23 protein-coding genes and 1 riboswitch are annotated in these 21785 nt (G+C 72.9%); of the genes, 11 read left to right on the plus strand and 12 right to left on the minus strand.

The genetic code is table 11. From position 1 onward, the window contains the following. Positions 1-154: 154 nt before the first annotated feature. The 3 genes from ABT232_RS25195 to ABT232_RS25205 form a co-directional block, all read right to left on the minus strand. Positions 155-544 carry an SCO2097 family morphological protein gene (locus ABT232_RS25195; protein WP_351843666.1) on the minus strand — a complete coding sequence of 130 codons (390 nt, stop codon included), beginning with the start codon at positions 542-544 and terminating at the stop codon, positions 155-157. 276 nt (positions 545-820) lie between these two features. Further along, positions 821-1648, minus strand: coding sequence for a methyltransferase (locus ABT232_RS25200; RefSeq protein WP_351843668.1), 828 nt, complete (start codon positions 1646-1648; stop codon positions 821-823). 158 nt (positions 1649-1806) lie between these two features. Beyond that, a complete protein-coding gene (locus ABT232_RS25205) occupies positions 1807-2367 on the minus strand; it encodes an SAV_6107 family HEPN domain-containing protein (RefSeq protein WP_351843670.1) in 561 nt (186 codons plus the stop codon). Between the two features lie 172 nt (positions 2368-2539). Here ABT232_RS25205 and ABT232_RS25210 point away from each other — a divergent pair, with 172 nt between their 5' ends. The 4 genes from ABT232_RS25210 (at position 2540) to ABT232_RS25225 (ending at position 8165) form a co-directional block, all read left to right on the plus strand. Further along, positions 2540-3484, plus strand: a complete 945-nt coding sequence (locus ABT232_RS25210; protein ID WP_351843673.1) for an ATP-binding cassette domain-containing protein — start codon at positions 2540-2542, stop codon at positions 3482-3484. Next, the gene (locus ABT232_RS25215; RefSeq protein ID WP_351843675.1) at positions 3456-5540 is read left to right on the plus strand and encodes a YhgE/Pip family protein; all 2085 of its coding nucleotides are present in this window, start codon (positions 3456-3458) and stop codon (positions 5538-5540) included. Before ABT232_RS25210 ends, ABT232_RS25215 begins: the two co-directional genes overlap by 29 nt. 59 nt (positions 5541-5599) lie before the next feature. Next, positions 5600-6229, plus strand: a complete 630-nt coding sequence (locus tag ABT232_RS25220) for a TetR/AcrR family transcriptional regulator (RefSeq protein WP_351843677.1) — start codon at positions 5600-5602, stop codon at positions 6227-6229. Between the two features lie 436 nt (positions 6230-6665). Continuing rightward, positions 6666-8165: a phytoene desaturase family protein gene (locus ABT232_RS25225; protein WP_351843679.1), complete on the plus strand. Its 1500-nt coding sequence runs from the start codon at positions 6666-6668 to the stop codon at positions 8163-8165. Between the two features lie 31 nt (positions 8166-8196). On the opposite strand, the gene ABT232_RS25230 is transcribed toward ABT232_RS25225, so the two are convergent. From ABT232_RS25230 to ABT232_RS25255, 6 genes are all read right to left on the minus strand, one after another. Beyond that, positions 8197-9108 carry an SCO2102 family sporulation regulator gene (locus ABT232_RS25230; protein WP_351843681.1) on the minus strand — a complete coding sequence of 304 codons (912 nt, stop codon included), beginning with the start codon at positions 9106-9108 and terminating at the stop codon, positions 8197-8199. Between the two features lie 56 nt (positions 9109-9164). Then, positions 9165-10088: a methylenetetrahydrofolate reductase [NAD(P)H] gene (gene metF, locus ABT232_RS25235; RefSeq protein ID WP_351843683.1), complete on the minus strand. Its 924-nt coding sequence runs from the start codon at positions 10086-10088 to the stop codon at positions 9165-9167. Between the two features lie 100 nt (positions 10089-10188). Next, positions 10189-10848, minus strand: coding sequence for a thiamine phosphate synthase (gene thiE / locus ABT232_RS25240; protein ID WP_351843686.1), 660 nt, complete (start codon positions 10846-10848; stop codon positions 10189-10191). Between the two features lie 128 nt (positions 10849-10976). Further along, on the minus strand, positions 10977-11342 hold the full coding sequence (locus tag ABT232_RS25245) for an Rv2175c family DNA-binding protein (RefSeq protein ID WP_351843688.1): 366 nt from the start codon (positions 11340-11342) through the stop codon (positions 10977-10979). A 118-nt stretch (positions 11343-11460) separates the two neighbouring features. Next, on the minus strand, positions 11461-12720 hold the full coding sequence (locus ABT232_RS25250; protein WP_351843691.1) for an NAD(P)/FAD-dependent oxidoreductase: 1260 nt from the start codon (positions 12718-12720) through the stop codon (positions 11461-11463). A 32-nt stretch (positions 12721-12752) separates the two neighbouring features. Then, complete coding sequence (locus ABT232_RS25255; protein WP_351843693.1) at positions 12753-13103, minus strand: avidin-fold protein; 351 nt, start codon at positions 13101-13103, stop codon at positions 12753-12755. Between the two features lie 52 nt (positions 13104-13155). Continuing rightward, positions 13156-13267, plus strand: a riboswitch (TPP riboswitch). Here ABT232_RS25255 and thiO point away from each other — a divergent pair. The 5 genes from thiO (at position 13265) to ABT232_RS25280 (ending at position 18422) form a co-directional block, all read left to right on the plus strand. Further along, on the plus strand, positions 13265-14431 hold the full coding sequence (gene thiO / locus ABT232_RS25260) for a glycine oxidase ThiO (RefSeq protein WP_351843695.1): 1167 nt from the start codon (positions 13265-13267) through the stop codon (positions 14429-14431). It overlaps the preceding riboswitch by 3 nt. Further along, the gene (gene thiS / locus ABT232_RS25265; protein ID WP_351843697.1) at positions 14428-14628 is read left to right on the plus strand and encodes a sulfur carrier protein ThiS; all 201 of its coding nucleotides are present in this window, start codon (positions 14428-14430) and stop codon (positions 14626-14628) included. Before thiO ends, thiS begins: the two co-directional genes overlap by 4 nt. A 3-nt stretch (positions 14629-14631) precedes the next feature. Further along, complete coding sequence (locus ABT232_RS25270; protein ID WP_351843699.1) at positions 14632-15426, plus strand: thiazole synthase; 795 nt, start codon at positions 14632-14634, stop codon at positions 15424-15426. A gap of 100 nt (positions 15427-15526) precedes the next feature. Next, on the plus strand, positions 15527-17485 hold the full coding sequence (pknB, locus tag ABT232_RS25275) for a Stk1 family PASTA domain-containing Ser/Thr kinase (RefSeq protein ID WP_351843701.1): 1959 nt from the start codon (positions 15527-15529) through the stop codon (positions 17483-17485). Between the two features lie 58 nt (positions 17486-17543). Then, positions 17544-18422, plus strand: coding sequence for a deoxyribonuclease IV (locus tag ABT232_RS25280; RefSeq protein WP_351843703.1), 879 nt, complete (start codon positions 17544-17546; stop codon positions 18420-18422). Positions 18423-18444: 22 nt separating this feature from the next. Here the strand turns inward: ABT232_RS25280 and ABT232_RS25285 are convergent, their stop codons facing one another. Continuing rightward, positions 18445-19077 (minus strand): sulfite oxidase-like oxidoreductase, encoded by a 633-nt coding sequence (locus ABT232_RS25285; RefSeq protein ID WP_351843705.1) that lies wholly within the window; start codon positions 19075-19077, stop codon positions 18445-18447. A gap of 197 nt (positions 19078-19274) precedes the next feature. Here ABT232_RS25285 and bfr point away from each other — a divergent pair, with 197 nt between their 5' ends. Further along, the gene (gene bfr, locus ABT232_RS25290; protein WP_351843707.1) at positions 19275-19754 is read left to right on the plus strand and encodes a bacterioferritin; all 480 of its coding nucleotides are present in this window, start codon (positions 19275-19277) and stop codon (positions 19752-19754) included. Between the two features lie 6 nt (positions 19755-19760). Here bfr and ABT232_RS25295 read toward each other — a convergent pair whose 3' ends face one another. Further along, entirely contained in the window at positions 19761-20000 is a 240-nt protein-coding gene (locus ABT232_RS25295; RefSeq protein ID WP_351843710.1) for a (2Fe-2S)-binding protein, read from the minus strand. Between the two features lie 160 nt (positions 20001-20160). Next, on the minus strand, positions 20161-21513 hold the full coding sequence (locus ABT232_RS25300; RefSeq protein WP_351843712.1) for a class II 3-deoxy-7-phosphoheptulonate synthase: 1353 nt from the start codon (positions 21511-21513) through the stop codon (positions 20161-20163). Between the two features lie 116 nt (positions 21514-21629). Here ABT232_RS25300 and ABT232_RS25305 point away from each other — a divergent pair, with 116 nt between their 5' ends. Further along, positions 21630-21698 (plus strand): trp operon leader peptide, encoded by a 69-nt coding sequence (locus tag ABT232_RS25305; RefSeq protein ID WP_351843860.1) that lies wholly within the window; start codon positions 21630-21632, stop codon positions 21696-21698. Positions 21699-21785: the final 87 nt, after the last annotated feature.

Here is a 21785-nt window from a genome sequence, read left to right on the forward strand (position 1 = left end):
CGGCCGAAACCGAAGGGGTCGTCCAGGCGGTAGGGGTTGTTGCTGACCAGCACGGCCTGCGGATCGGCGATCGCGGTCCGGCCGAACCTGGCCGCACGCATGTCCTGTGTCTGTCCGGGTCAGAAAGGCGGCGTCACGAGGAGCGACGAGGGGCTCAGTGGCCCTGCTCGTCGCGGCGGCGCTGCCAGCGCTGTTCGATGCGATCCATCATCGAGCGCCGCTGGCGTCCCTGGTGGCGGCCCTGCGGTCCGCCGGCGGGCTGTTCGCCCGGTCGGGGGGCCTTGCGCCAGCCGGTGACGGCGAGCACCGCACAGCCCAGCATGACGAGGAAGCCCACCACACTGAGCCAGACCTGCTGGGCGACCATTCCGGCCATGAGGAGCGCGATACCTACGAGGAAGCCCGCGACCGCCTGGTAGACCCGTCGCCGGGTGTACGTACGCAGCCCGCTTCCCTCAAGCGCTGTCGCGAACTTGGGATCTTCGGCGTACAGCGCTCGCTCCATCTGCTCGAGCATGCGCTGCTCGTGCTCTGAGAGCGGCACGGAGTCCTCCTCATCGTGCAGTCGCCGGGGCGACTCGGGGGGTCCCTTCAGGATAGGCAGGGAATCGCCCCCGTGAAACCCGCCCCTCTACGCCAATTGGCCAACCGGGTACCGCCATGGTCGGCCGGCTCGCTGAGGCTTGCATTCCCCAGTCACCGGTCCGTCATGCCGGGCGGTCTCCCTCGATCATACGGCGGGAAGCGCCCGATCGGGTGGCCTGTGGCGTACTCCATCCGCGAGCAATGCCCTGATCAGCGGCGCGGCACAGGAGGCGGCTCAGGCCTCCTCGGCCCCTCGGGTCTCACCGAGCACATGGAGCTGGGTGGCCACCGCGTGGAAGGCCGGGAGCTCGGCCGCCGCGGCCTCCAGCTTCAGCAGCGCGTCCACCGCTCCGGGCTCGGTGTCCACCAGCACGCCGGGGACCAGGTCGGCGAAGACCCGAACGCCGTGCACGGCGCCCACGCCGAGCCCGGCGCCCTCGACCAGCCCGGTCAGCTGGTCGGCGGTGAAGCGGCGCGGCACGGGGTCGCCGGCGCCCCAGCGGCCGTCCGGGTCGCCGAGGGCCTGCCGGGCCTCCGTGAAGTGGCCGGCCAGTGCCCGCGCCAGCACCGCGCCGCCGAGGCCGGCCGCGAGCAGGCTGAGCACGCCCTCGGAGCGCAGGGCGGCGACGGCGTTGCGGACGCCCTCGGCCGGGTCGTCGACGTACTCCAGGACGCCGTGGCAGAGCACCGCGTCGTAGCCGCCGCGCTCCACGACGTCGAAGAGGCCGTGGACGTCGCCCTGCACGCCCCGCACCCGGTCGGCGACGCCGGCCTCGGCGGCGCGTCGCTCCAGCGCGAAGAGCGCGTTGGGGCTGGGGTCGACGACGGTGACCCGGTGGCCGAGGCGGGCGACGGGCACCGCGAAGTTGCCGCTGCCGCCCCCGGTGTCGAGGACGTCCAGCGACTCCCGGCCCGTGGCCTTGACCCGGCGGTCCAGGGCGTCCTGGAGGACCTCCCAGACCACGGCGGTACGGAGCGCGGCGCGGGGGCCGGAGGGGCCGGAGCGCAGCGACGCCGCTGGCGGGTGGTGGTGGGAGACGGGTGGGCGCATCGGGTCCGACACGGCTAGTTGACTCCTCGGCGCGGCACCGCCTGTTGCACGGCGGAGCGAACGGGGTGCCTTCCGGGCCCGGGGGCGGGCGGAGGAAGGCCTCAGGCGCCCTCCACCCTATTGCCTCCGGTGCTCTGCCTGGTCACCGCCTTGCGCCGCGGCGGTCGCGCTCAGCCCGCGTCCGGCATCTTCCGCCCGGTGTCCGGTCCGTCCTCCCCTCCCCGGTCCTGGCGCGGCTGCGGGAGCACCGGCTGGAGCACCAGCGTCCGCTCGACGAGACGGATGAACATCGCCACGTCGCGTATCAGGTCGTCGGCGTCACGGCGGGTGGCCGCGCCCTGGATGCCGGCCTCGGCGCGGGCGCGGCGCGGGGCTCCGGAGGCGAACAGGGCACTCCACTCGGCGAGCTCGGGCGCGATCTCGGGGAGCACTTCCCAGGCGCTCCGGATGCGGGCCCGGCGTCGCGGGTGGGACTCGGGGCGGCCACGGGCGGCGAGCACGGCGGCGGCGGTGCGCAGGGCGGCGAGATGGGCCGTGGCGTAGCGCTCGTTGGGGGTGGCGAGGGCGGTGGCCTCGTCGAGTCCGGCGCGGGCCTGGGCCAGCAGGTCGAGCGCGGCGGGAGGGGCCGAGGCCCGGCGGAGCACGGGGTGCACGTCGCTCGCCGGGGCGTTCAGTGAGGGGGCAGGGCCGGTGGTGCGGCGCCGGTGGGCGGCGGCGGACGAGCTGGCCATGACGAACCTCCTGTCGTCTGGGTGACGGCACTGTGGCCGTATGTACCCATCGTGAGGTATGGCACTGACAATCCGTTCTGACCTGGGCTTTTGCTTCGATCGCAGGTTCGCGTTAGTTTTTGCACTGACCAGTCAGTTCAAATTGTCGGCTCACGTGGTGGGGGGACTTGCTGTGGGGGAGCCAGCTGCGGGGGGACTCGCCGTCAGCGCCCGGGACCTCGGACTCGAAGGGCCCCGGGGCTGGGCGTTCCGCGGGATCTCGGTGACGGCGGAGCCCGGTTCGCTGATCGCCGTCGAGGGGCCGTCCGGCTCGGGGCGCACGTCCCTGCTGCTCGCGCTCACCGGCCGGATGAAGGCCACCGAGGGCACGGCGGTGGTCGGCGAGGCCCGGCTGCCGAAGCAGCTGGCGGCGCTGCGCCGGGTCAGCGCGCTCGCTCACGTCACGGGCGTGACCGACCTCGAACCGGCGCTCACCGTCGGGGAGCACCTGCGGGAGCGGGCCCTGCTGCAGCGCCGGTTCGGCGACTCGCTGCGCGGCCTGCTCCGGCCGCGCCGGGAGCGCCGCGAGAGGACCGCGCTGCGGATCGACGCCGCGCTGGCCGCGGCCGGCCTCGACCGGGCCGCGCTGCCCAAGGGCTCACGGACCGCCGTACGGGATCTCGAGCGCCTGGAGGCGCTGCGGCTGTCCGTCGCCCTCGCGCTGATCGGCCGCCCGCGGCTGCTCGGCGTCGACGACACCGATCTGAAGCTGTCGGACGCCGAACGGGCCGAGGTCTGGGCGCTGCTCAGGTCGATCGCCGCGGCCGGGACCACGGTGCTGGCGGTGTGCAGCGAGGCCCCCGAGGACGCGCTGGTGGTGTCCACGCGGGCACCGCGGGCCACCGTGACGGACCGGGACGAGCCCGAGGCACCGGACGCGCCGGACACAGCGGACGCACCCGCCGGGGTGACCGAGACGGACACCCCCCAAGGCGGCCGCGAAGCCCGCGAGGCAGGCCAAGCAGGCGACGACCACGAGGCCGACGCCGAAACCGACGCCGAAACCGGAACCGACGCCGAAACCGACGACGAAGCGAAGGAGACGGCCCATGCGGTCGCCGAAACTCGCCGCGCTTGAGCTGCGGCGCTTCGCGCGGGGCAGGCTGCCGCGCGCCGCCCTGGTGGCGCTGTTGCTGCTGCCGCTGCTGTACGGGGCGCTGTACCTGTGGTCCTTCTGGGACCCGTACGGCCGGCTCGACCGGATCCCCGTGGCCCTGGTGAACCAGGACAAGGGGGCGACGGCCGACGGGAAGAAGGTCCGCGCGGGCGACGACATCGTGTCGGGGCTGCGCGAGAGCGAGGTCTTCGACTGGCACGAGGTGAGCGCCGCCGAGGCCCGCGCGGGCGTCGAGGACGGCAGGTACTACCTGTCGCTGACCATGCCCGAGGACTTCAGCACCCGGATCGCCTCCAGCTCGGGTGACTCCCCCGAGACCGGCGCGCTCCAGGTGCGCACGAACGACGCCAACAACTACATCGTCGGGCAGATCTCCCGGACGGTGTTCAGCGAGGTGCGCACGGCGGCCTCCACCAAGGCCTCGCGGTCCTTCCTGGACAAGATCTTCATCTCGTTCTCCGACATCCACGGCGAGACCGTGAAGGCCGCGAGCGGCGCCGACAAGCTCAAGGGCGGCATCGGGAAGGCGGAGCAGGGCTCCAAGGACCTCGCCGACGGCCTGAAGGACGCCAAGGACGGCAGCGGCGACCTGGCCAAGGGCCTGAAGAAGCTGAACACCGGCGCCGGCGACCTGGAGGACGGCTCCGCGCGGGTCGCGGAGGGCACCCAGACGCTCGCCGACAAGGTCAACGGCATCGCGGGCAAGGTGGGGCCCTTCCTGAAGGACAACGAGAAGGCCATCGGGGACACCGCCCAGTTCGTCGCCGACTCGGCCGGCACGATCCGCGACAACCTCGACAGCCTCACCGAGACGGCGCCGGCGGCGGCCGAGCGGGCCCGCGAGGCCTCCGGCAAGCTGGACGGCGTCTACAGGACCCGCTGCGAGACGGCCGTCCTGCCCGACGCCGCCTGCCCGGACCTGAAGCTGGCCAAGGGCGCGGCCGCCGACGTGGCCTCCCTCGCCGGCGACCTGGAGACCCTGGTCACCGAGCACGCCGCCGACCTGAAGACGCTCGACAAGCACCTGGCCACCCTGGAGAAGCAGGCCCAGGCGCTCGCCGACCGCGCGCCGCACCTCTCCGAGGACCTGGACGACGCCGTCAAGCGGATCAACAAGCTGAACGAGGGCGCCGGGAAGGTCGCCGAGGGCGCCGAGAAGCTGCACACGGGTCTCCGCACGGCGAAGACCGGCGCGACCGAACTGGACAAGGGCGTCGGCAAGCTGAAGACCGGCGCGGACGACCTCAGCGGCGGCATGTACAAGCTGGTCGACGGCTCGGTGAAGCTCGCGGACGGGCTGCACGACGGCGCCGAGCAGATCCCCGACTACGACGAACGGGAGCGTGACCGGCGTACCGAGGTGATGGCCGACCCGGTGCAGCTCGCCTCCAGGTCGCTGCACCAGGCACCCAACTACGGCACAGGTTTCGCCCCGTACTTCATCCCGCTGTCCCTGTGGGTGGGCGCGATGGTGGCGTACATGCTGATCCCGCCGCTGAACCGGCGGGCGCTGGCCGCGGGTGCCGCCGCCTGGCGGATCGCCCTGGCGGGCTGGCTGCCGGTGCTGGCGATCGGCGTCGCGCAGACCTCGGCCCTGATGGCCGTGCTGCACTGGGCGGTCGGCCTGGAGATGGCCCGGGCGGCCGGGACGGTCGGCTTCCTGTTCCTGGTGACGGGGTGCTTCGCGGCGATCGTGCAACTGCTCAACGCGCGCTTCGGGGCGGCCGGCCGGATCCTGGTGCTCGCGCTGCTGATGCTCCAGCTGACCTCGGCGGGCGGCACCTATCCCGTGCAGACCAGTCCGGGCTTCTTCGGCGCGATCCATCCGTTCCTGCCGATGAGCTACGTCGTCGAGGCGCTGCGACGGCTCATCACCGGCGGCGGCCTGGGCCCGGTCTGGCAGGCCTGCGCGGTGCTGGCGGCCTTCACCGCGGGCGCGCTCGCGCTGACCGCGCTGTCGGCCCGCCGCCGCCAGGTGTGGACGCTGGACCGGCTGCACCCGGAGCTGACCCTGTGACCCGGTCCGCCTCGCCTCCCGTGCGCTCGTCCGAGGCCGTTCCTGTGACAATCAGGGCCATGGAAAGCAGCAGCGCCCCGGCGGGCGGGAGCACGCGCCGCGAGGCCACCCGGCAGAAGCTCTACGAGGCGGCCGTCACCCTCATCGCCGAACAGGGCTTCTCCGCGACGACCGTGGACGAGATCGCCGAGCGGGCGGGCGTGGCCAAGGGCACGGTGTACTACAACTTCGCCAGCAAGTCGGTCCTCTTCGAGGAGCTGCTGCGGCACGGCGTGGGCCTGCTCACCGCCTCCCTGAAGGAGGCGGCCGAGCTGACCGACCGGGAGGGCGGCAGCAAGGTCGACGCCCTGGACGCGATGATCCGCGCGGGGCTGGGCTTCATCGCCCGCTACCCGGCCTTCACCCAGCTGTACGTGGCCGAGCTGTGGCGCACCAACCGCGCCTGGCAGGACACGCTCATGGTGGTGCGCCGGGAGGTCGTGGCGACCGTCGAGGACGTGCTCCGCGCGGGGGTGGACAACGGCGAGTTCACCGATGAGATCGATGTCCAGCTGACCGCCGCGGCGCTGGTCGGCATGGTCCTGGTGGCCGCTCTGGACTGGCAGTCCTTCCAGCCGGAGCGCACCCTCGACGACGTCCACGCGGCGCTGTCCCGGCTGCTCCAGGGACGGGTGAGCGGCCGCCGCTGACGAGGCGAAGGCGCCGGTCCGAGGTGGCCGCGTCCCCCGCGGGCCAGTCTCGGTCCGGCGCCTTCCGTTCCCCCGTACTCCCCCGTACGTTCCCCCGTCGGAACCCCGTACGTTCCCCCGTACCGGTCGTCCTCCGGGATTCCCCCGTGCCTCGCCTCCGCCGGCCTGGGCCGGCGGAAGGAGCGGATCCGGGCCCGCTCCGTTCCGGCGCCCCGTGTCGCCGGTGCCGGAGCCGTGCCCTTCTCCGTGCCTCCACTCTCTCGTCCGCGCGGGTCCGCCCCCATCCGCGCGCGTACTCATCTCGGTCCCTAGGTACGGGTACTCAGTGCTGCGCGCTCGTCCCCAGTGACGGCCCGCGCGGACTCCCGGACGAAGCCCGGAGAGACCCCCAGGGTGGCCGGACCGCCTGTCGGTGGGGGCGGATAAAGTCGCGGGCATGGCACGGATTGCGGTGATCGGCGCCGGGATGGGCGCGATGGCGGCCGCCGCCCGGCTGGCCGTCGCGGGCCACCGGGTGGCGGTGTACGAACGGACGGAGACCTACGGCGGCGCGGTCGGCCGGCGGGAGCGGGACGGTTTCGTCTTCGACACCGGCCCCGGTCTGCTGCCCCTGCCCGCGGTCTACCGGGACCTGTTCGTCAAGACCGGCAAGGAGCCGCTGGAGGAGTGCGTCGAGCTGGTCCAGGTCGACCCGTCGACGCGGCACGTCTTCGCCGACGGCACCGCGGTTCCGCTCCCGAACGCCTCCCGCGCGGGTGTCGTCGCCGCGCTGGACGAGGCGCTGGGAGCGGGCACGGGCGAGCGCTGGGGCGACTTCCTGGTGCGGGCCCGCGAGGCCTGGGACCGGACCCGCCGGCCGCTGCTGGAGGAGCCGCTGTGGCCGAACTGGCCGGTGCTGGCCGACCGCGAGCCCTATCCGGCGGTCCCGCACAAACGGCTGCTGCGCACCCGCCGGGCCGGCACGCTCGCCGAGATCGGCGCCTGGGAGCTGCGCGACCCGCGGCTGGCCGCCCTGCTGGAGAGCCACGCCCTCGGCCACGGCCTGGACCCGCGCACCACCCCGGCGAGCGCCGCCGTCCTGCCGTACATGGAGCACGCCTTCGGCACCTGGTACGTCCGTGGCGGTCTGCGCGAGCTGGCCCGCGCGGTGTACGACCGCTGCCGGGCCCGCCGGGTGGAGTTCCACTTCGGCGCAGAGGTCGCGCGGGTGCTGGAGAAGGACGGCCGCGCGGGCGGCGTGGAACTGGCCGACGGCACCGTGGCCGAGGCGGACTTCGTGGTCGCCGGGGTCGCCCCCGGCGCGCTGGAGCGGATCACCGCGGGCTCGGCGCTGCGGGGCGCCGGCGAGGTCCCGGCCCGGCGGGGGCTGCCGAGCCGGCTGACGGTGCTGCTGGCGCTGCGCGGCGGCCGTCCGGAGGGGGCCGCGCATCGGACGGTCGTTCATCCTCCGGACCGGCACGCCGAGTTGACGTACGTGTTCGACGGCGGGGCCGGGGCGGCGGTCGTGCCCACGGTCACCGTGCTGCGGCCCGACGACCCGGGGCTGGTCCCGGACGCCGGGCACGAGGCGGTCACGCTGACCGCCACCGTCGCGGCGGGGACGGCCGGTCAGGAACTGCGGCGGCACGCGGAGCGCATGGTCGACGCCGCCGCGCAGGCCGTGCCGGGCCTGCGCGACCGGGTGCTGTGGCAGGAGGTGCGCACCCCCGCCGACGTCGCGGAGGCGACCGGGGCGGCGGACGGGGCGGTGCCCGCGCCGGCGCTGGCGGCCGGTGCCGGGCGGCTGCTGCACCCGTCCAACTCCACCGGTGTGCGGGGGCTGTTCACGGTCGGCGGCTGGTCCCATCCGGGCGGCGGGCTGCCGCACGCGGGGATGTCGGGCGCGCTGGTCGCGGGGCTGATCGTGGAGGGGCCGGAGTTCCGGGGCTCCCAGTGAGCCGTGGCCGCCGAGCCGCGGTTACGGCGGCTCAGAAGCGGTAGCGCTCGTCGTACCCCTGCGCCTGGCCGTCGCCCTGGTAGGGGTAGGGCTGCTCCGGCGGGAGGTCGCCGCCGTAGGGGTCGTCGGTGGTGCGCTGCTGCGGGACCCACACGCCGCCGGACGGGGTCTCGCCGCCGTAGCCGCTCGCGTACTGGTCCTGCCCGTAGGCCTGCTGGCCGTAGGCGTGCTGGTCGTAGGCGGGGTCGTAGGCGACGCCGCTGTAGGTCTGGGTGCCGATGTACGGGTCGGAGTAGGCGGCGTACTGCTGCTGGCCGGTGGCGTCGTAGCCGTACTGCTGGCCGTAGCCGCTGTAGCCGTCGTAGGCGTAGCCCTGGTCGGCGGTCTGGGCGGTGGCCGCGTACTGGTCCTGGGAGCGGTCGCCGCCCGCGTGGCCGGTCTCGCCGTATATGCCGTAGGAGCCGGTGTCGTCCGGGAGGGGCTGCGGCTCGTAGACGGCGGTGCTCTCGGCGGCCGAGGCGGCGGAGCGCGCCGGGGTGAAGACGTCGTCGCGGTCGAGGTCGTCGCCGTAGGAGCCGGTGTCGTCACGCTCCGTGCCGTCCGCGTAGTCCGCCGCCTGGAGGTCGGAGACCTCCAGGGTGGGTTCCTCGCGGCCGCGGCGGTTGCGCTTGCCGGCGCCGGGCGCCGGTCGGCCGGTGACCGCCCAGCCGGACGCGAAGCCCCGGCGGAACGACAGCGTGACGTAGGTCTGGCCGACCGCGAAGGCGGCGGCACCCAGGCCGATCACGACGACGGAGGGGATCAGCACACCGACGACGACGCCCAGGAAGCCCACGAACGCCAGCAGCCGCCAGCGGAGTCGCGCCTTGTACTGCAGCAGGACCTCGCCGAGCAGCCACAGCGCGACGACGCCGAACGCGATGTAGAGGACCGTCCAGCCCATGTACGCCCCTCTCCCAGTGGCCGCTACGCAGTGTGTCGTATGACGGTGCGACCGGTCTAGGCCTGCGGTGGGTGGTGCAGACCCAGGTTCTCGTAGATTTCCAGCGTCGCCGTGGAGTTGTTGAGCGTGATGAAGTGCAGTCCGGGCACTCCCTCGGCCAGCAACCGCGCGCAGAACTCCGTGGCGAAGTCGATGCCAATGGAGCGTACAGCGGCCGGATCGTCTTTCGCTGTGAGGATCCGCTCTTTCAGGGCAGCGGGGAAGGCCGCGTTGGTGAGGGACGGGATCCGCTCCAGGGTCCGCACACTGCCGATGGGCATGACCTCGGGGATGATCGGCGTTTCGCAGCCGGCCGCCGCGACCCGGTCGCGCAGCCGCAGGTAGTCCTCCGGATCGAAGAACATCTGGGTGATCGCGTAGTCCGCGCCCGCGCGGCACTTGTCGACGAAGTGGCGGACGTCGGTGTCCCAGTCGGCGGAGCGCGGGTGCATCGCGGGGAAGGCCGCGACGCCGACGCAGAAGTCGCCGGAGTTCTTGATCAGTTCGACCAGTTCGGCGGCGTAGGCCAGGCCGCGCGGGTGCGGCACCCAGTCACCCATGGGGTCGCCGGGCGGGTCGCCGCGCAGCGCGAGCATGTTGCGGATCCCGGCGTCGGCGTACTGGCCGATGATGTTGCGCAGGTCGGCCACCGAGTGGTCGACCGCGGTCAGGTGGGCGATCGGTGTCAGGGTGGTGTCCGAGGCGATCGCCTCGGTCGCCCGGACGGTGCCGGCGCGGGTGGAACCGCCGGCGCCGTAGGTGACGGAGACGAAGTCGGGAGCAACGGCCTCGACCCGGCGCAGCGCGTTCCAGAGGTTCCGCTCGCCCTTCGGGGTCTTCGGGGCGTAGAACTCGAAGGAGTACGTCGTCTTGCCGGTCGCGAGCATGTCGCGGACGGTCGGAGCGTGATCCGACCTGGTGGATGCGGTGCCGAGGGCCATACGGGCAGGTTAGCCAGGGGGCGTGGGTCGCCCAACCGGAGCCGGGAAATTTGCCTGTTTTGTTCCTTTGTTGTCCACCCCTTGGACAAAACGGTGGACGCTACGCCTCCCGCAGGCGCTTCACCAGCTCCGCGGCCGCGGCTCCCGGGTCGTCCGCCTCGGTGATCGCGCGGACCACCACCACCCGGCGGGCACCCGCGGCCAGCACCTCGTCGAGGTTGGTGAGGTCGATGCCGCCGATGGCGAACCAGGGGCGGTCGGTGCCGAGCGCGGCGGTGTGGCGGACCAGGTCCAGGCCGGGGGCGTGGCGGCCGGGCTTGGTGGGGGTGGGCCAGCAGGGGCCGGTGCAGAAGTAGTCCACGCCGTCCTGGACGGCCGCCGCCTCCGCCTCGGCCGCGGAGTGCGTGGAGCGGCCGATCAGGACGTCCGCGCCGAGGACGGCGCGGGCCGCGGGCACCGGGAGGTCGCCCTGGCCGAGGTGGAGGACGTCCGCGCGGACGGCGTGCGCCACGTCCGCGCGGTCGTTGACCGCGAGGAGCTTGCCGTGCCGGGCGCAGGCCTCGGCGAACACCTCCAGGTGCGCCAGCTCCTCGGCCGCCTCCATGCCCTTGTCGCGCAGCTGCACGATGTCGACACCGCCGGCCAGCACCGCGTCGAGGAACTCGGGCAGGTCGCCCTGGCGCTTGCGGGCGTCCGTGCACAGATAGAGCCGGGCGTCGGCGAGCTGGGCGCGGGCGGTGGTGCGGGCGGTCTCGGGCATGGATGTCCCCCGGTGTCGGTGGCGTACGGGCCGCGGGCGGGCCCGGTGCGGGCCGCGGCGCGCCGCGGACATGGCCTCGGGCGCCGCGGCCCGTACGCCGGACGGTTGTTCGGTTCAGCGTGCTCAGATCACACGGCGAGCGCCTGGGCCCGGCGCTTCACCTCCGTGCCGCGATTCTCGCTCAGGGCCTGCGCGGGGGTGCCGGGCAGGCTCTCGTCGGGGGTGAAGAGCCACTCCAGCATCTCTTCGTCGGAGAAGCCGTCGTCCCGCAGGAGCGTCAGGGTCCCGGACAGGCCCTTGACGACCTTGTCCCCGTCGATGAAGGCGGCGGGGACGTGCAGCGCGCGGTTCTCACCACGGCGTACGGCGATCAGCTGGCCGTCCTTGACCAGCTGCCGCACACGCGTCACCTCGACGCCGAACTGTTCGGCGATGTCGGGGAGGGTGAGCCAGGCGGGGACGAGAGCATCGATCTTTGCGTCAATCTCGGTCACGTCACAAGCCTGCCATCCCCCACTGACACTCGGTACCCAGGGCACCCCCGACGGGGCCGACCGGGTGCAGGGCGCGCTCCGGCGCCGCGGCGGGAGGAGCGGCCGGGCCGCCGCGGGCCTACGCCGTCGCCGCCTTCAGCGGCCGCGACGGGTCCGTCATCAGGGCCGGGTCCATCGGGGTGCCCGACTCGATCAGGCGGCGGCCCTGGGCCAGGTCGCGGGGCCGGCCGACGGCCAGCAGGGCCACCAGGCGGCCGTCGAGGAGCCAGCAGACGGTCCAGGCGGGGCCGGAGGGGTCGCCGCGCCAGAGGAGGGTGTCGGCCGAGCCGTGGTGGCCGGCGTACTGGACGAAACGGCCGAACTGCTCGGACCAGAAGTACGGCACCGGGTCGTAGACCGCGAGGGGCTCTCCCGTGGGCGCGCCGAGGATGTTCGCGGCGACCGTGCGGGGGCCCTGGAGGGCGTTGTCCCAGTGGTGGACCAGCAGGCGCTCGCCGTAGCGCCCGGACGGGAAGGACGCGCAGTCGCCGACCGCGTGGACGTCGGGCACCGAGGTGCGCAGGTGCGCGTCGGCGACGACCTCGCCGTGCGGGCCGAGGGCGATGCCGGAACCCGCCAGCCAGGCGGTCGCGGGGCGGGCGCCGATCCCGACGACCACGGCCCCGGCGGGCAGCCGGGTGCCGTCGTCCAGGACGACCTCCCCGGCCTCGCCGGACGCCGCGGGCCGGACGTGCTCCACGCGCGCGTGGGTGCGCAGATCGGCACCGGCGTCGGCGTACCAGGCGGTCATCGGCGCGGCGACCTCGGCGGGCAGCGCGCCCGCGAGCGGCCGGTCCGCGGCCTCGACGACGGTCACCGCGCAGCCCGCCTCGCGCGCGGCGGTGGCGAACTCCGCGCCGATCCAGCCGGCGCCGACGACCACGATGTCGTGCTGCCGGGCGAGCACCGGCCGCAGCCGCTCGGCGTCGTCCAGGGTGCGCAGCAGATGCACGCCGGGCACGCCCTCCGCGCCCGGCAGCCGAATCGGTTCCGCGCCGGTGGCGACGACCAGGACGTCGTAGGGCACCGGTCCGGCCTCGGTGTCCAGCTCGTGGTCGGCGGGGCGCACGCCCCGCACCTCACGGCCGAGGTGCAGCTCGATGCCGAGTGCCTCGAAGTCGACGTCGAAGGCGGAGCCCTCGGCGGTGCCGAGCAGTACCGCCTTGGACAGCGGCGGCCGGTCGTACGGCTGGTGGGGTTCCGCGCCGATCAGCGTCACCGTGCCGTCGAAGCCCTGCTCCCGCAGGGCGACCGCGGTCTGCACGCCGGCCATGCCCGCGCCGGCCACGACCACCCGCCGCGGTGCGGACGATCCCCGTTCCTGCGTCTGCTCGCTCACCTGATCACCATAGACAACTGACATTTCGTCAGTCAGCGCTCGTGTTCCGTGACCTGCTCCACAACACTGGTCCCGGAGCCCTCCTGGGACTCCCAGCGCCAGCTCTCCTCCAGCCGCACCCGCCCGTCGGGCAGCTCCACCACGCGTGACACGCAGTGCCCGCCGGACGTCGTGCCGTCGTTCCGCAACTGGACGTACCGGAAGTCCAGCCGGTCGCCCTCCCGGGTACCCACCAGATGCCCGCGGACGACGTCGCCGCCCGCGTACTCGGCCCAGATCGCGCCGTCCCGCTCGTGGTAGGCGAACCGGGTGCGGGTGCCCACCTGGCCGGGGGCCTGGTCGGCGACGGGGGCGAGGACGAGACCGTCGAGGCTGCGGGCCACGGGCGGAGGCTCCCTTACTGAGACATACGGCGGCGGGCTAGGGTGGCCAACGTAAAGCACTCGCGGGAGCCCGGACGCACCGGGCTGAGAGGGAGGCTGGCGGCCTCCGACCGTACGAACCTGATCCGGGTCATGCCGGCGAAGGGAGGGGCTGGACGCCCATGTCGCGTACGTCCGACACAGCAGACGTCCTGGTCGTCGGGGGCGGGATCATCGGTCTGGTCACGGCCTGGCGGGCCGCGCAGCGCGGGTTCGCCACGGCGGTGGTGGACCCCGAACCGGGCGGCGGGGCCGCCCAGGTGGCGGCCGGGATGCTCGCCGCCGTCACGGAACTGCACTACGGCGAGGAGACCCTGCTCGGTCTGAACCTCGCCTCGGCCGGCCGCTATCCCGCCTTCGCGGCCGAGCTGACCGAACTCACCGGCCACGACCTCGGCTACCGCCGGTGCGGCACGCTCGCCGTCGCCCTGGACGCCGACGACCGCGCCCACTTGCGTGAACTGCACGCGCTGCAGCGGCAGTCGGGCCTGGAGTCGGAGTGGCTGTCCGGGCGCGAGTGCCGGCGCCTGGAGCCGATGCTGGCGCCCGGCGTGCGCGGCGGGCTGCGGGTGGACGGCGACCACCAGATCGACCCGCGCCGGCTCACGGCCGCGCTGGTGGCGGCCTGCGAGCGGGCCGGGGTGGTGTTCCACCGCGCGTGGGCGGACCGGCTCACCGTCGCGGGGGACCGCGCCACGGGGATCGTCACGGGCGACGGCACCGCGCTGGCCGCCGGGCAGGTGGTGCTCGCCGCCGGGAGCCTGAGCGGGCGTCTCGCGGGCGTACCGGAGGACCTGCTGCCGCCGGTGCGGCCGGTGAAGGGCCAGGTGCTGCGGCTGACCGTGCCCGAGCGGTACGCGCCGTTCCTGAGCCGGACCGTGCGGGCCGTGGTGCGCGGCAGCCAGGTCTACCTGGTGCCGCGGGAGAACGGCGAGCTGGTGGTCGGGGCGACCAGCGAGGAGCTGGGCTGGGACACCACGGTGACCGCGGGCGGCGTGTACGAGCTGCTGCGCGACGCCCACGAGCTGGTGCCGGGCATCACCGAGCTGCCGCTGACCGAGACCCGCGCGGGACTGCGCCCCGGCTCCCCCGACAACGCGCCGCTGCTCGGCCCGACCGACCTGGAGGGGCTGCTGCTGGCCACCGGCCACTACCGCAACGGGGTGCTGCTGACCCCGGTCACCGGCGACGCGCTGGCGCACGCGCTGGCCACCGGTGAACTGCCGGAAGAGGCACGCCCGTTCACGCCGAAGCGTTTCACCGCCGCACTCACGGAGCAGCCCGCATGAACATCTCGGTCAACGGCGAGACCCGCGAGGTCGCGCCGGGCACGGCGCTCGACGCCCTGGTCCGCACGCTCACCGCGGCGCCCTCCGGAGTGGCCGCCGCGCTCAACGAAACCGTCGTCCCGCGCGGGCAGTGGGCGACGACCGCGCTCTCCGACGGAGACCGCGTCGAAGTCCTCACCGCCGTCCAAGGAGGCTGACCCATGGCCGACGATCCCTTCGTCCTCGGCGGTACGTCGTTCACGTCCCGCCTGATCATGGGCACCGGCGGCGCGCCCAGCCTGGAGGTGCTGGAGCGGGCCCTGGTGGCGTCCGGGACCGAGCTGACGACGGTCGCCATGCGGCGGGTCAACCCCGAGGTGCACGGCTCGGTGCTGTCCGTGCTGGACCGGCTCGGGATCCGGGTGCTGCCGAACACCGCGGGCTGCTTCACCGCCGGCGAGGCGGTGCTCACGGCGCGGCTGGCCCGCGAGGCGCTGGGCACGGACCTGGTCAAGCTGGAGGTCATCGCCGACGAGCGGACCCTGCTGCCGGACCCGATCGAGCTGCTGGACGCCGCCGAGACCCTGGTCGACGACGGCTTCACGGTGCTGCCCTACACCAACGACGACCCGGTGCTGGCCCGCAAGCTGGAGGACGTCGGCTGCGCGGCGATCATGCCGCTCGGCTCCCCCATCGGCTCCGGGCTCGGCATCCGCAACCCGCACAACTTCCAGCTGATCACCGAGCACGCGCGCGTGCCGGTGATCCTGGACGCCGGGGCCGGTACGGCGTCCGACGCGGCGCTCGCGATGGAGCTGGGCTGCGCGGGTGTGATGCTCGCCTCCGCCGTGACCCGGGCCCAGCAGCCGGTGCTGATGGCGGAGGCGATGCGGCACGCGGTCGAGGCGGGCCGGCTGGCCCACCGCGCGGGCCGCATCCCGCGCCGCCACTTCGCCGAGGCGTCCTCACCGACGGAGGGCCGGGCCCGTCTGGACCCGGAGCGTCCGGCGTTCTGATCCGCCGCCGCCCCGGGCACGGTCACAGCTCTGCTGCAGTCCGGTCCCGGGGCCGCGGAACGGATCGGCGGTGTCGGTGGCGGCTCGTAGACTCACCTGCGTGGACACGACCCTTCAGGACCCTCTGGTCGGGCGACTGCTCGACGGCCGCTATCGCGTCGAGGCGCGGATCGCGGTCGGCGGGATGGCCACGGTCTACCGGGCCGTGGACACCCGCCTCGACCGCGTGCTCGCGCTGAAGGTGATGCACCCGACACTGGCCGCGGACGCCTCGTTCGTCGACCGGTTCATCCGGGAGGCGAAGTCGGTCGCCCGGCTCGCCCACCCCAACGTGGTGCAGGTCTTCGACCAGGGCACCGACGGGTCGTACGTCTATCTGGCGATGGAGTACGTCGCCGGGTGCACCCTGCGTGACGTGCTGCGCGAGCGCGGCGCGCTCCAGCCGCGGGCCGCGCTGGACATCCTGGAGCCGGTGCTCGCCGCGCTCGGCGCCGCGCACCGCGCCGGGTTCGTGCACCGGGACATGAAGCCGGAGAACGTGCTGATCGGGGACGACGGCCGGGTCAAGGTCGCCGACTTCGGTCTGGTGCGCTCCGTCGACACGGTCACCAGCACCACCGGCGCCGTCCTCGGCACCGTCTCCTACCTCGCCCCCGAGCAGATCGAGCACGGCACCGCCGACCCGCGCGTGGACGTCTACGCCTGCGGCGTGGTGCTGTACGAGATGCTGACCGGCGGCAAGCCGCACGCCGGGGACACCCCCGCCCAGGTGCTGTACAAGCACCTGCACGAGGACGTCCCGCCGCCGTCGGCCGCCGTCCCGGGCCTGGCGTACCTGCTGGACGAGCTGGTCGCCTCGGCCACCGCCCGCAGCCCGGAGATCCGCCCGTACGACGCGGTGGCGCTGCTGGCTCACGCGCGTGAGGCGCGGGCCGCGCTGACCGAGGCCCAGCTCGACGCGGTCCCGCCCCAGGCGCTCGCGGCCGGCCATGACAACGCCGAGGACCGCACCAGCGTGATCCCGCGCTCGCTGACCTCGCCGCTGCCCGGCTTCGCCGACGCGGGTGGACCTCCGTCGCGCCCGCTGCCCATCGACGGGGACGACGAGCCGCCGGCCGACCGGACCAGCCGGCTGCGGACCCCGCCGCCTCCGGCGCCCCGGCGCCGGCCCCGGCCGCCGCGCGCGGTGGTGACGATCGTCGCGGCCGTCCTGCTGGTGCTCGGTGTCGGCGCGGGCGTCTGGTACATCAACTCCGGCCAGTTCACCCAGGTCCCGCCGCTGCTGGCGAAGACCCAGGAGCAGGCGGAGCAGCGGCTCGCGGACGCCGGCCTGGAGCTGGGCGACGTCGAGCACGCCTACAGCGACACGGTCGAGCGCGGCACCGTCATCAGCACGGACCCCGAGCCGGGCAGCCGGATCCGGCAGAACGACGCGGTGTCGCTCACCCTCTCCGACGGGCCCCGGACCGTGAAGGTGCCCGATCTCGAGGGCTACCGTCTGGACAAGGCGCGGGACCTGCTCAAGGACGAGGGCCTGGCCCCGGGCATGGTCACCCGGACGTTCAGCGAGGACGTGCCGCGCGGCTTCGTGATCGGCACGGAACCGGTGGCGGGCACCGAGCGCAAGGCGGGCTCCGCGATCGCGCTCACCGTCAGCAAGGGCAGCCCGATCGACGTCCCGGACGTCACCGGCCAGGACCTCGCCGACGCCCGGCAGCAGCTCCAGGACGAGGGGCTGAAGGTGCGGGTCGCCGAGCAGCAGGTCAACTCGGAGTTCGACAAGGGCCAGGTCGCGCGGCAGACCCCGCGCGCCGGGAGCCGGGCCGCCGAGGGCGACACCGTGACGCTCACCGTGTCCAAGGGCCCGGTGATGGTCGAGGTCCCGGACGTGGTCGGGGACGACGTGGACGAGGCGCAGGACAAGCTGGAGGCCCTCGGCTTCCAGGTCGAGAAGGACCGCGGTCTGCTCGGCCTGTTCGGCGACACGGTGAAGAGCCAGTCGGTGGCAGCCGGCGACAGCGCCCCGAAGGGCTCCACCATCACCCTGACCATCCGCTGACCGGCGCCGGTCACCCTCCGCCGACGGGGCACGGGAAGGCGCATGACACCCTTGACGGGTGAAGAGTGAAGTTCCCGGCCCCCTGCGCAACCCGGTCGGCGGTCATGTCCCGGTGGCCGGCGGTCTCAGTTCGGTGGGGCTGTCGTACGCCCGTGACCTGCGGGCGGAGACCGTGCAGGTCTTCGTCGCCAACCCGCGCGGCTGGGCCACGCCGGCCGGCAGTCCGCGGCAGGACGAGGAGTTCCGGGCCGTGTGCGCCGAGGCGTCGATCCCGGCGTATGTGCACGCGCCGTATCTGATCAACTTCGGTTCGCACACCGAGGCGACCGTGGAGCGGTCCGTGGAGTCGCTGCGGCACTCGTTGCGGCGCGGCCGGGAGATCGGCGCGCTCGGGGTGGTCGTGCACACCGGCAGCGCGACCGGCGGCCGGGACCGGTCGGTGGCGCTGAAGCAGGTGCGGGAGCACATGCTGCCGCTGCTCGACGAGCTGACCCACGACGACGATCCGTTCCTGCTGCTGGAGTCGACGGCCGGCCAGGGCTCCTCGCTCTGTTCGCGCACCTGGGACTTCGGGCCGTACTTCGAGGCGCTGGACGCGCATCCGAAGCTGGGCGTGTGCCTGGACACCTGCCACATCTTCGCCGCCGGGCACGATCTGACCGGCCCGAGCGGTATGCACCAGACCCTCGACCTGCTGGTGGACACCGTCGGCGAGGGCCGGCTGAAGCTGATCCACGCCAACGACTCCAAGGACGTGGTCGGCGCGCACAAGGACCGGCACGCCAACATCGGCGCCGGTCACATCGGCGAGGACCCGTTCCGGGCGCTGATGACGCACCCGGCCACCGCGGGCGTACCGCTGATCATCGAGACGCCCGGTGGCAAGGAGGGGCACGCCGCGGACGTGGAGCGGCTGAAGAAGCTCCGGGACGGCTGAGCGGCCAGAGGGAAAGCCCAGGTCAGAGCTCGGGGCCGTCCCCGGGCTCCTCCTGGTAGGAGTAGCGCTGCTCCCGCCAGGGGTCGCCGATGTTGTGGTAGCCGCGCTCCTCCCAGAAGCCGCGGCGGTCGGCGGTCATGTACTCCACGCCGCGCACCCATTTGGGGCCCTTCCAGGCGTAGAGGTGCGGCACCACCAGGCGGAGCGGGAAGCCGTGCTCGGCGGTGAGCAGTTCGCCGTCCTTGTGGGTGGCGAAGATGGTGCGGTCGGCGGCGAAGTCGGCGAGCCGCAGGTTCGAGCTGAAGCCGTACTCCGCCCACACCATCACATGGGTGACATTCTCGGCGGGCGGCGCGATCTCCAGGATGGTGCGCGCGGGGATGCCGCCCCACTCGGCGCCGAGCATGCTGAACTTCGTCACGCAGTGCAGATCGGCCATCACCGTGGTGTACGGCAGGGCCGTGAACTCCTCGTGGGTCCAGCAGTGCTTCTCGCCGTCGGCGGTGGCCCCGAACACCCTGAATTCCCAGCGTTCGGGCCGGAACTTGGGCACCGGGCCGTAGTGCGTGACCGGCCAGCCGCGCTGCACTCGCTGCCCCGGCGGAAGCTCGGAACGTGCCGCTTCTCCTGATTCGTGCTCCACCGGATGACCCATGACTCCATCCTGACAGACCTCGACCGGTGCCCATGACCAGCGGTGTGCGGCGGCGTCCAGAGGTGTCTTGAAACGGGCAACTGGCACTAAGCATGCACTTACTTACTAAGTACGCACTTACTGGACGATCTTCGACGGGCGGTGAAATCATGCGGCGGCAACCCTCCCCGTTTTTCCGTGTGGAAGGAGCCTCTGCGATGCAGGGCGACCCCGAGGTCATCGAATTCCTCAACGAGCAGCTGACCGGTGAGCTGACCGCGATCAACCAGTACTTCCTGCACGCGAAGATGCAGGAGAACTTCGGCTGGACGAAGCTCGCCAAGTACACGCGGCACGAGTCGTTCGACGAGATGAAGCACGCCGAGGTGCTGACCGACCGGATCCTGTTCCTGGACGGGCTGCCGAACTACCAGCGGCTGTTCCATGTGCGGGTCGGGCAGACGGTCACCGAGATGTTCCGGGCCGACCGCGAGGTCGAGGTGGAGGCGATCGACCGGCTCAAGCGCGGCATCAAGGTGATGCGCGAGAAGGGCGACATCACCTCGGCGAACATCTTCGAGTCGATCCTGGAGGACGAGGAGCACCACATCGACTACCTCGACACCCAGCTCGACCTGATCGAGAAGCTGGGCGAGGCGCTGTATCTGGCGCAGCTGATCGAGCAGCCCGAGAGCTGAGCGCCGCTAGGCGGCGGCGGCCTCGTCCACACCGGCGAGCACCGGCTTGCCCTGGTCGGCCAGCTCCCGCCGGGGGCACGCCCCGCGACCCAGGATGGCCTGAATACGACGTACGCACGACCCGCAGTCCGTGCCCGCCTTGCAGGCGGAGGCGATCTGGCGGGGGGTGCAGGCGCCGTTCTCCGCGTGCTGCTTGACCTGCTGCTCGGTGACGCCGAAGCAAGAGCATACGTACACGCGGTTCACCTCCCGCAGGGATCGCTTGAGTGGTGCCGTCCCCGTTGATCGGTGAGGCTAACCTAACCTTACCCATCCCACAGGACCCGCAAAAGAGAAATGGGGCGCGGATCGTATGTGATCCGCGCCCCACTTCATGGCTGAAAACAGCCGGTAACAGGTGCCCCTGTCACTGGTCCCTGTACATCTCCGCCACGAGGAAGGCGAGGTCGAGCGACTGGCTGCGGTTGAGCCGCGGGTCGCAGGCCGTCTCGTAGCGCTGGTGCAGATCGTCGACGAAGATCTCGTCGCCGCCGCCCACGCACTCGGTGACGTCGTCGCCGGTCAGCTCCACATGGATGCCGCCCGGGTGGGTGCCGAGCGCCTTGTGGACCTCGAAGAAGCCCTTGACCTCGTCGAGCACGTCGTCGAAGCGGCGGGTCTTGTGACCGGAGGCCGCCTCGAAGGTGTTGCCGTGCATCGGGTCGGTCACCCAGGCCACGGTCGCGCCGGAGGCGGTGACCTTCTCGACCAGCTCGGGCAGCTTGTCGCGGACCTTGTCGGCGCCCATCCGGACGATGAACGTCAGCCGGCCGGGCTCCCGCTCCGGGTCGAGGCGCTCGATGTACTGCAGCGCGTCCTCGGCCGTGGTCGTCGGACCCAGCTTGATGCCGATCGGGTTGCGGATCTTCGAGGCGAACTCGATGTGCGCGTGGTCCAGCTGCCGGGTGCGCTCACCGATCCACACCATGTGCCCGGAGACGTCGTACAGCTGGCCGGTGCGCGAGTCGACACGGGTGAGCGCCGACTCGTAGTCGAGCAGCAGCGCCTCGTGCGAGGCGTAGAACTCGACGGTCTTGAACTCCTCCGGGTCGGCCCCGCAGGCGTGCATGAAGTTCAGCGCGTTGTCGATCTCGCGGGCCAGCTGCTCGTAGCGCTGGCCGGACGGGGACGACTTCACGAAGTCCTGGTTCCAGGCGTGCACCTGGCGCAGGTCGGCGTAGCCGCCGGTGGTGAAGGCGCGCACCAGGTTCAGCGTGGAGGCGGACGCGTGGTACATCCGCTTCAGCCGCTCCGGGTCGGGGACGCGGGCGGCCTCGTTGAAGTCGAAGCCGTTGACCGAGTCGCCCCGGTAGGTCGGCAGCGTCACCCCGTCACGGGTCTCCGTCGGCTTCGAGCGCGGCTTGGAGTACTGGCCGGCGATCCGGCCCACCTTCACCACGGGCACGGACGCGGCGTACGTCAGCACGGCGCCCATCTGGAGCAGGGTCTTGAGCTTGTTGCGGATGTGATCGGCGGACACCGCGTCGAACGCCTCGGCACAGTCGCCGCCCTGGAGGAGGAACGCCTCTCCCTTGGCGACGGCCGCCATCCGGGCGCGCAGCTGGTCGCACTCGCCCGCGAAGACGAGCGGCGGATACGACTCGAGGTCCGCGATCACCTTGCGCAGAGCCTCGGGGTCGGGGTACTCGGGCTGCTGCGCCGCGGGCAGGTTTCGCCAGGTGTTGCCAGCGCTCGCGCTGGTCTTAGCGTTCACGGTCACGTCCTCAACATTACGGGGTGATGTCCGGGCTTCCGGACCACGCCCAGCAAGTGAGACGCGGCAGACGCGGGACGGACACGGGTGACGCGTCCCGGTCATGGGGTAGGGTGCGCCGTATGTTCGCGCACTCGATCCAGACCTGCATCCAGAACTGGTGGTGGACCGCTTCTCCGGCGGCCCGCTGACTGCGCGTATCCACACTTCGCGAAGGCCGCCCGAGGGGCGGCCTTCGGTGTTTTCCGGCGGCCCGCTCCTTGCCCACTGAGAAGGAG

The organism is Streptomyces sp. NPDC001532 (assembly GCF_040298625.1).
In the GTDB taxonomy this organism is placed as follows: domain Bacteria; phylum Actinomycetota; class Actinomycetes; order Streptomycetales; family Streptomycetaceae; genus Streptomyces.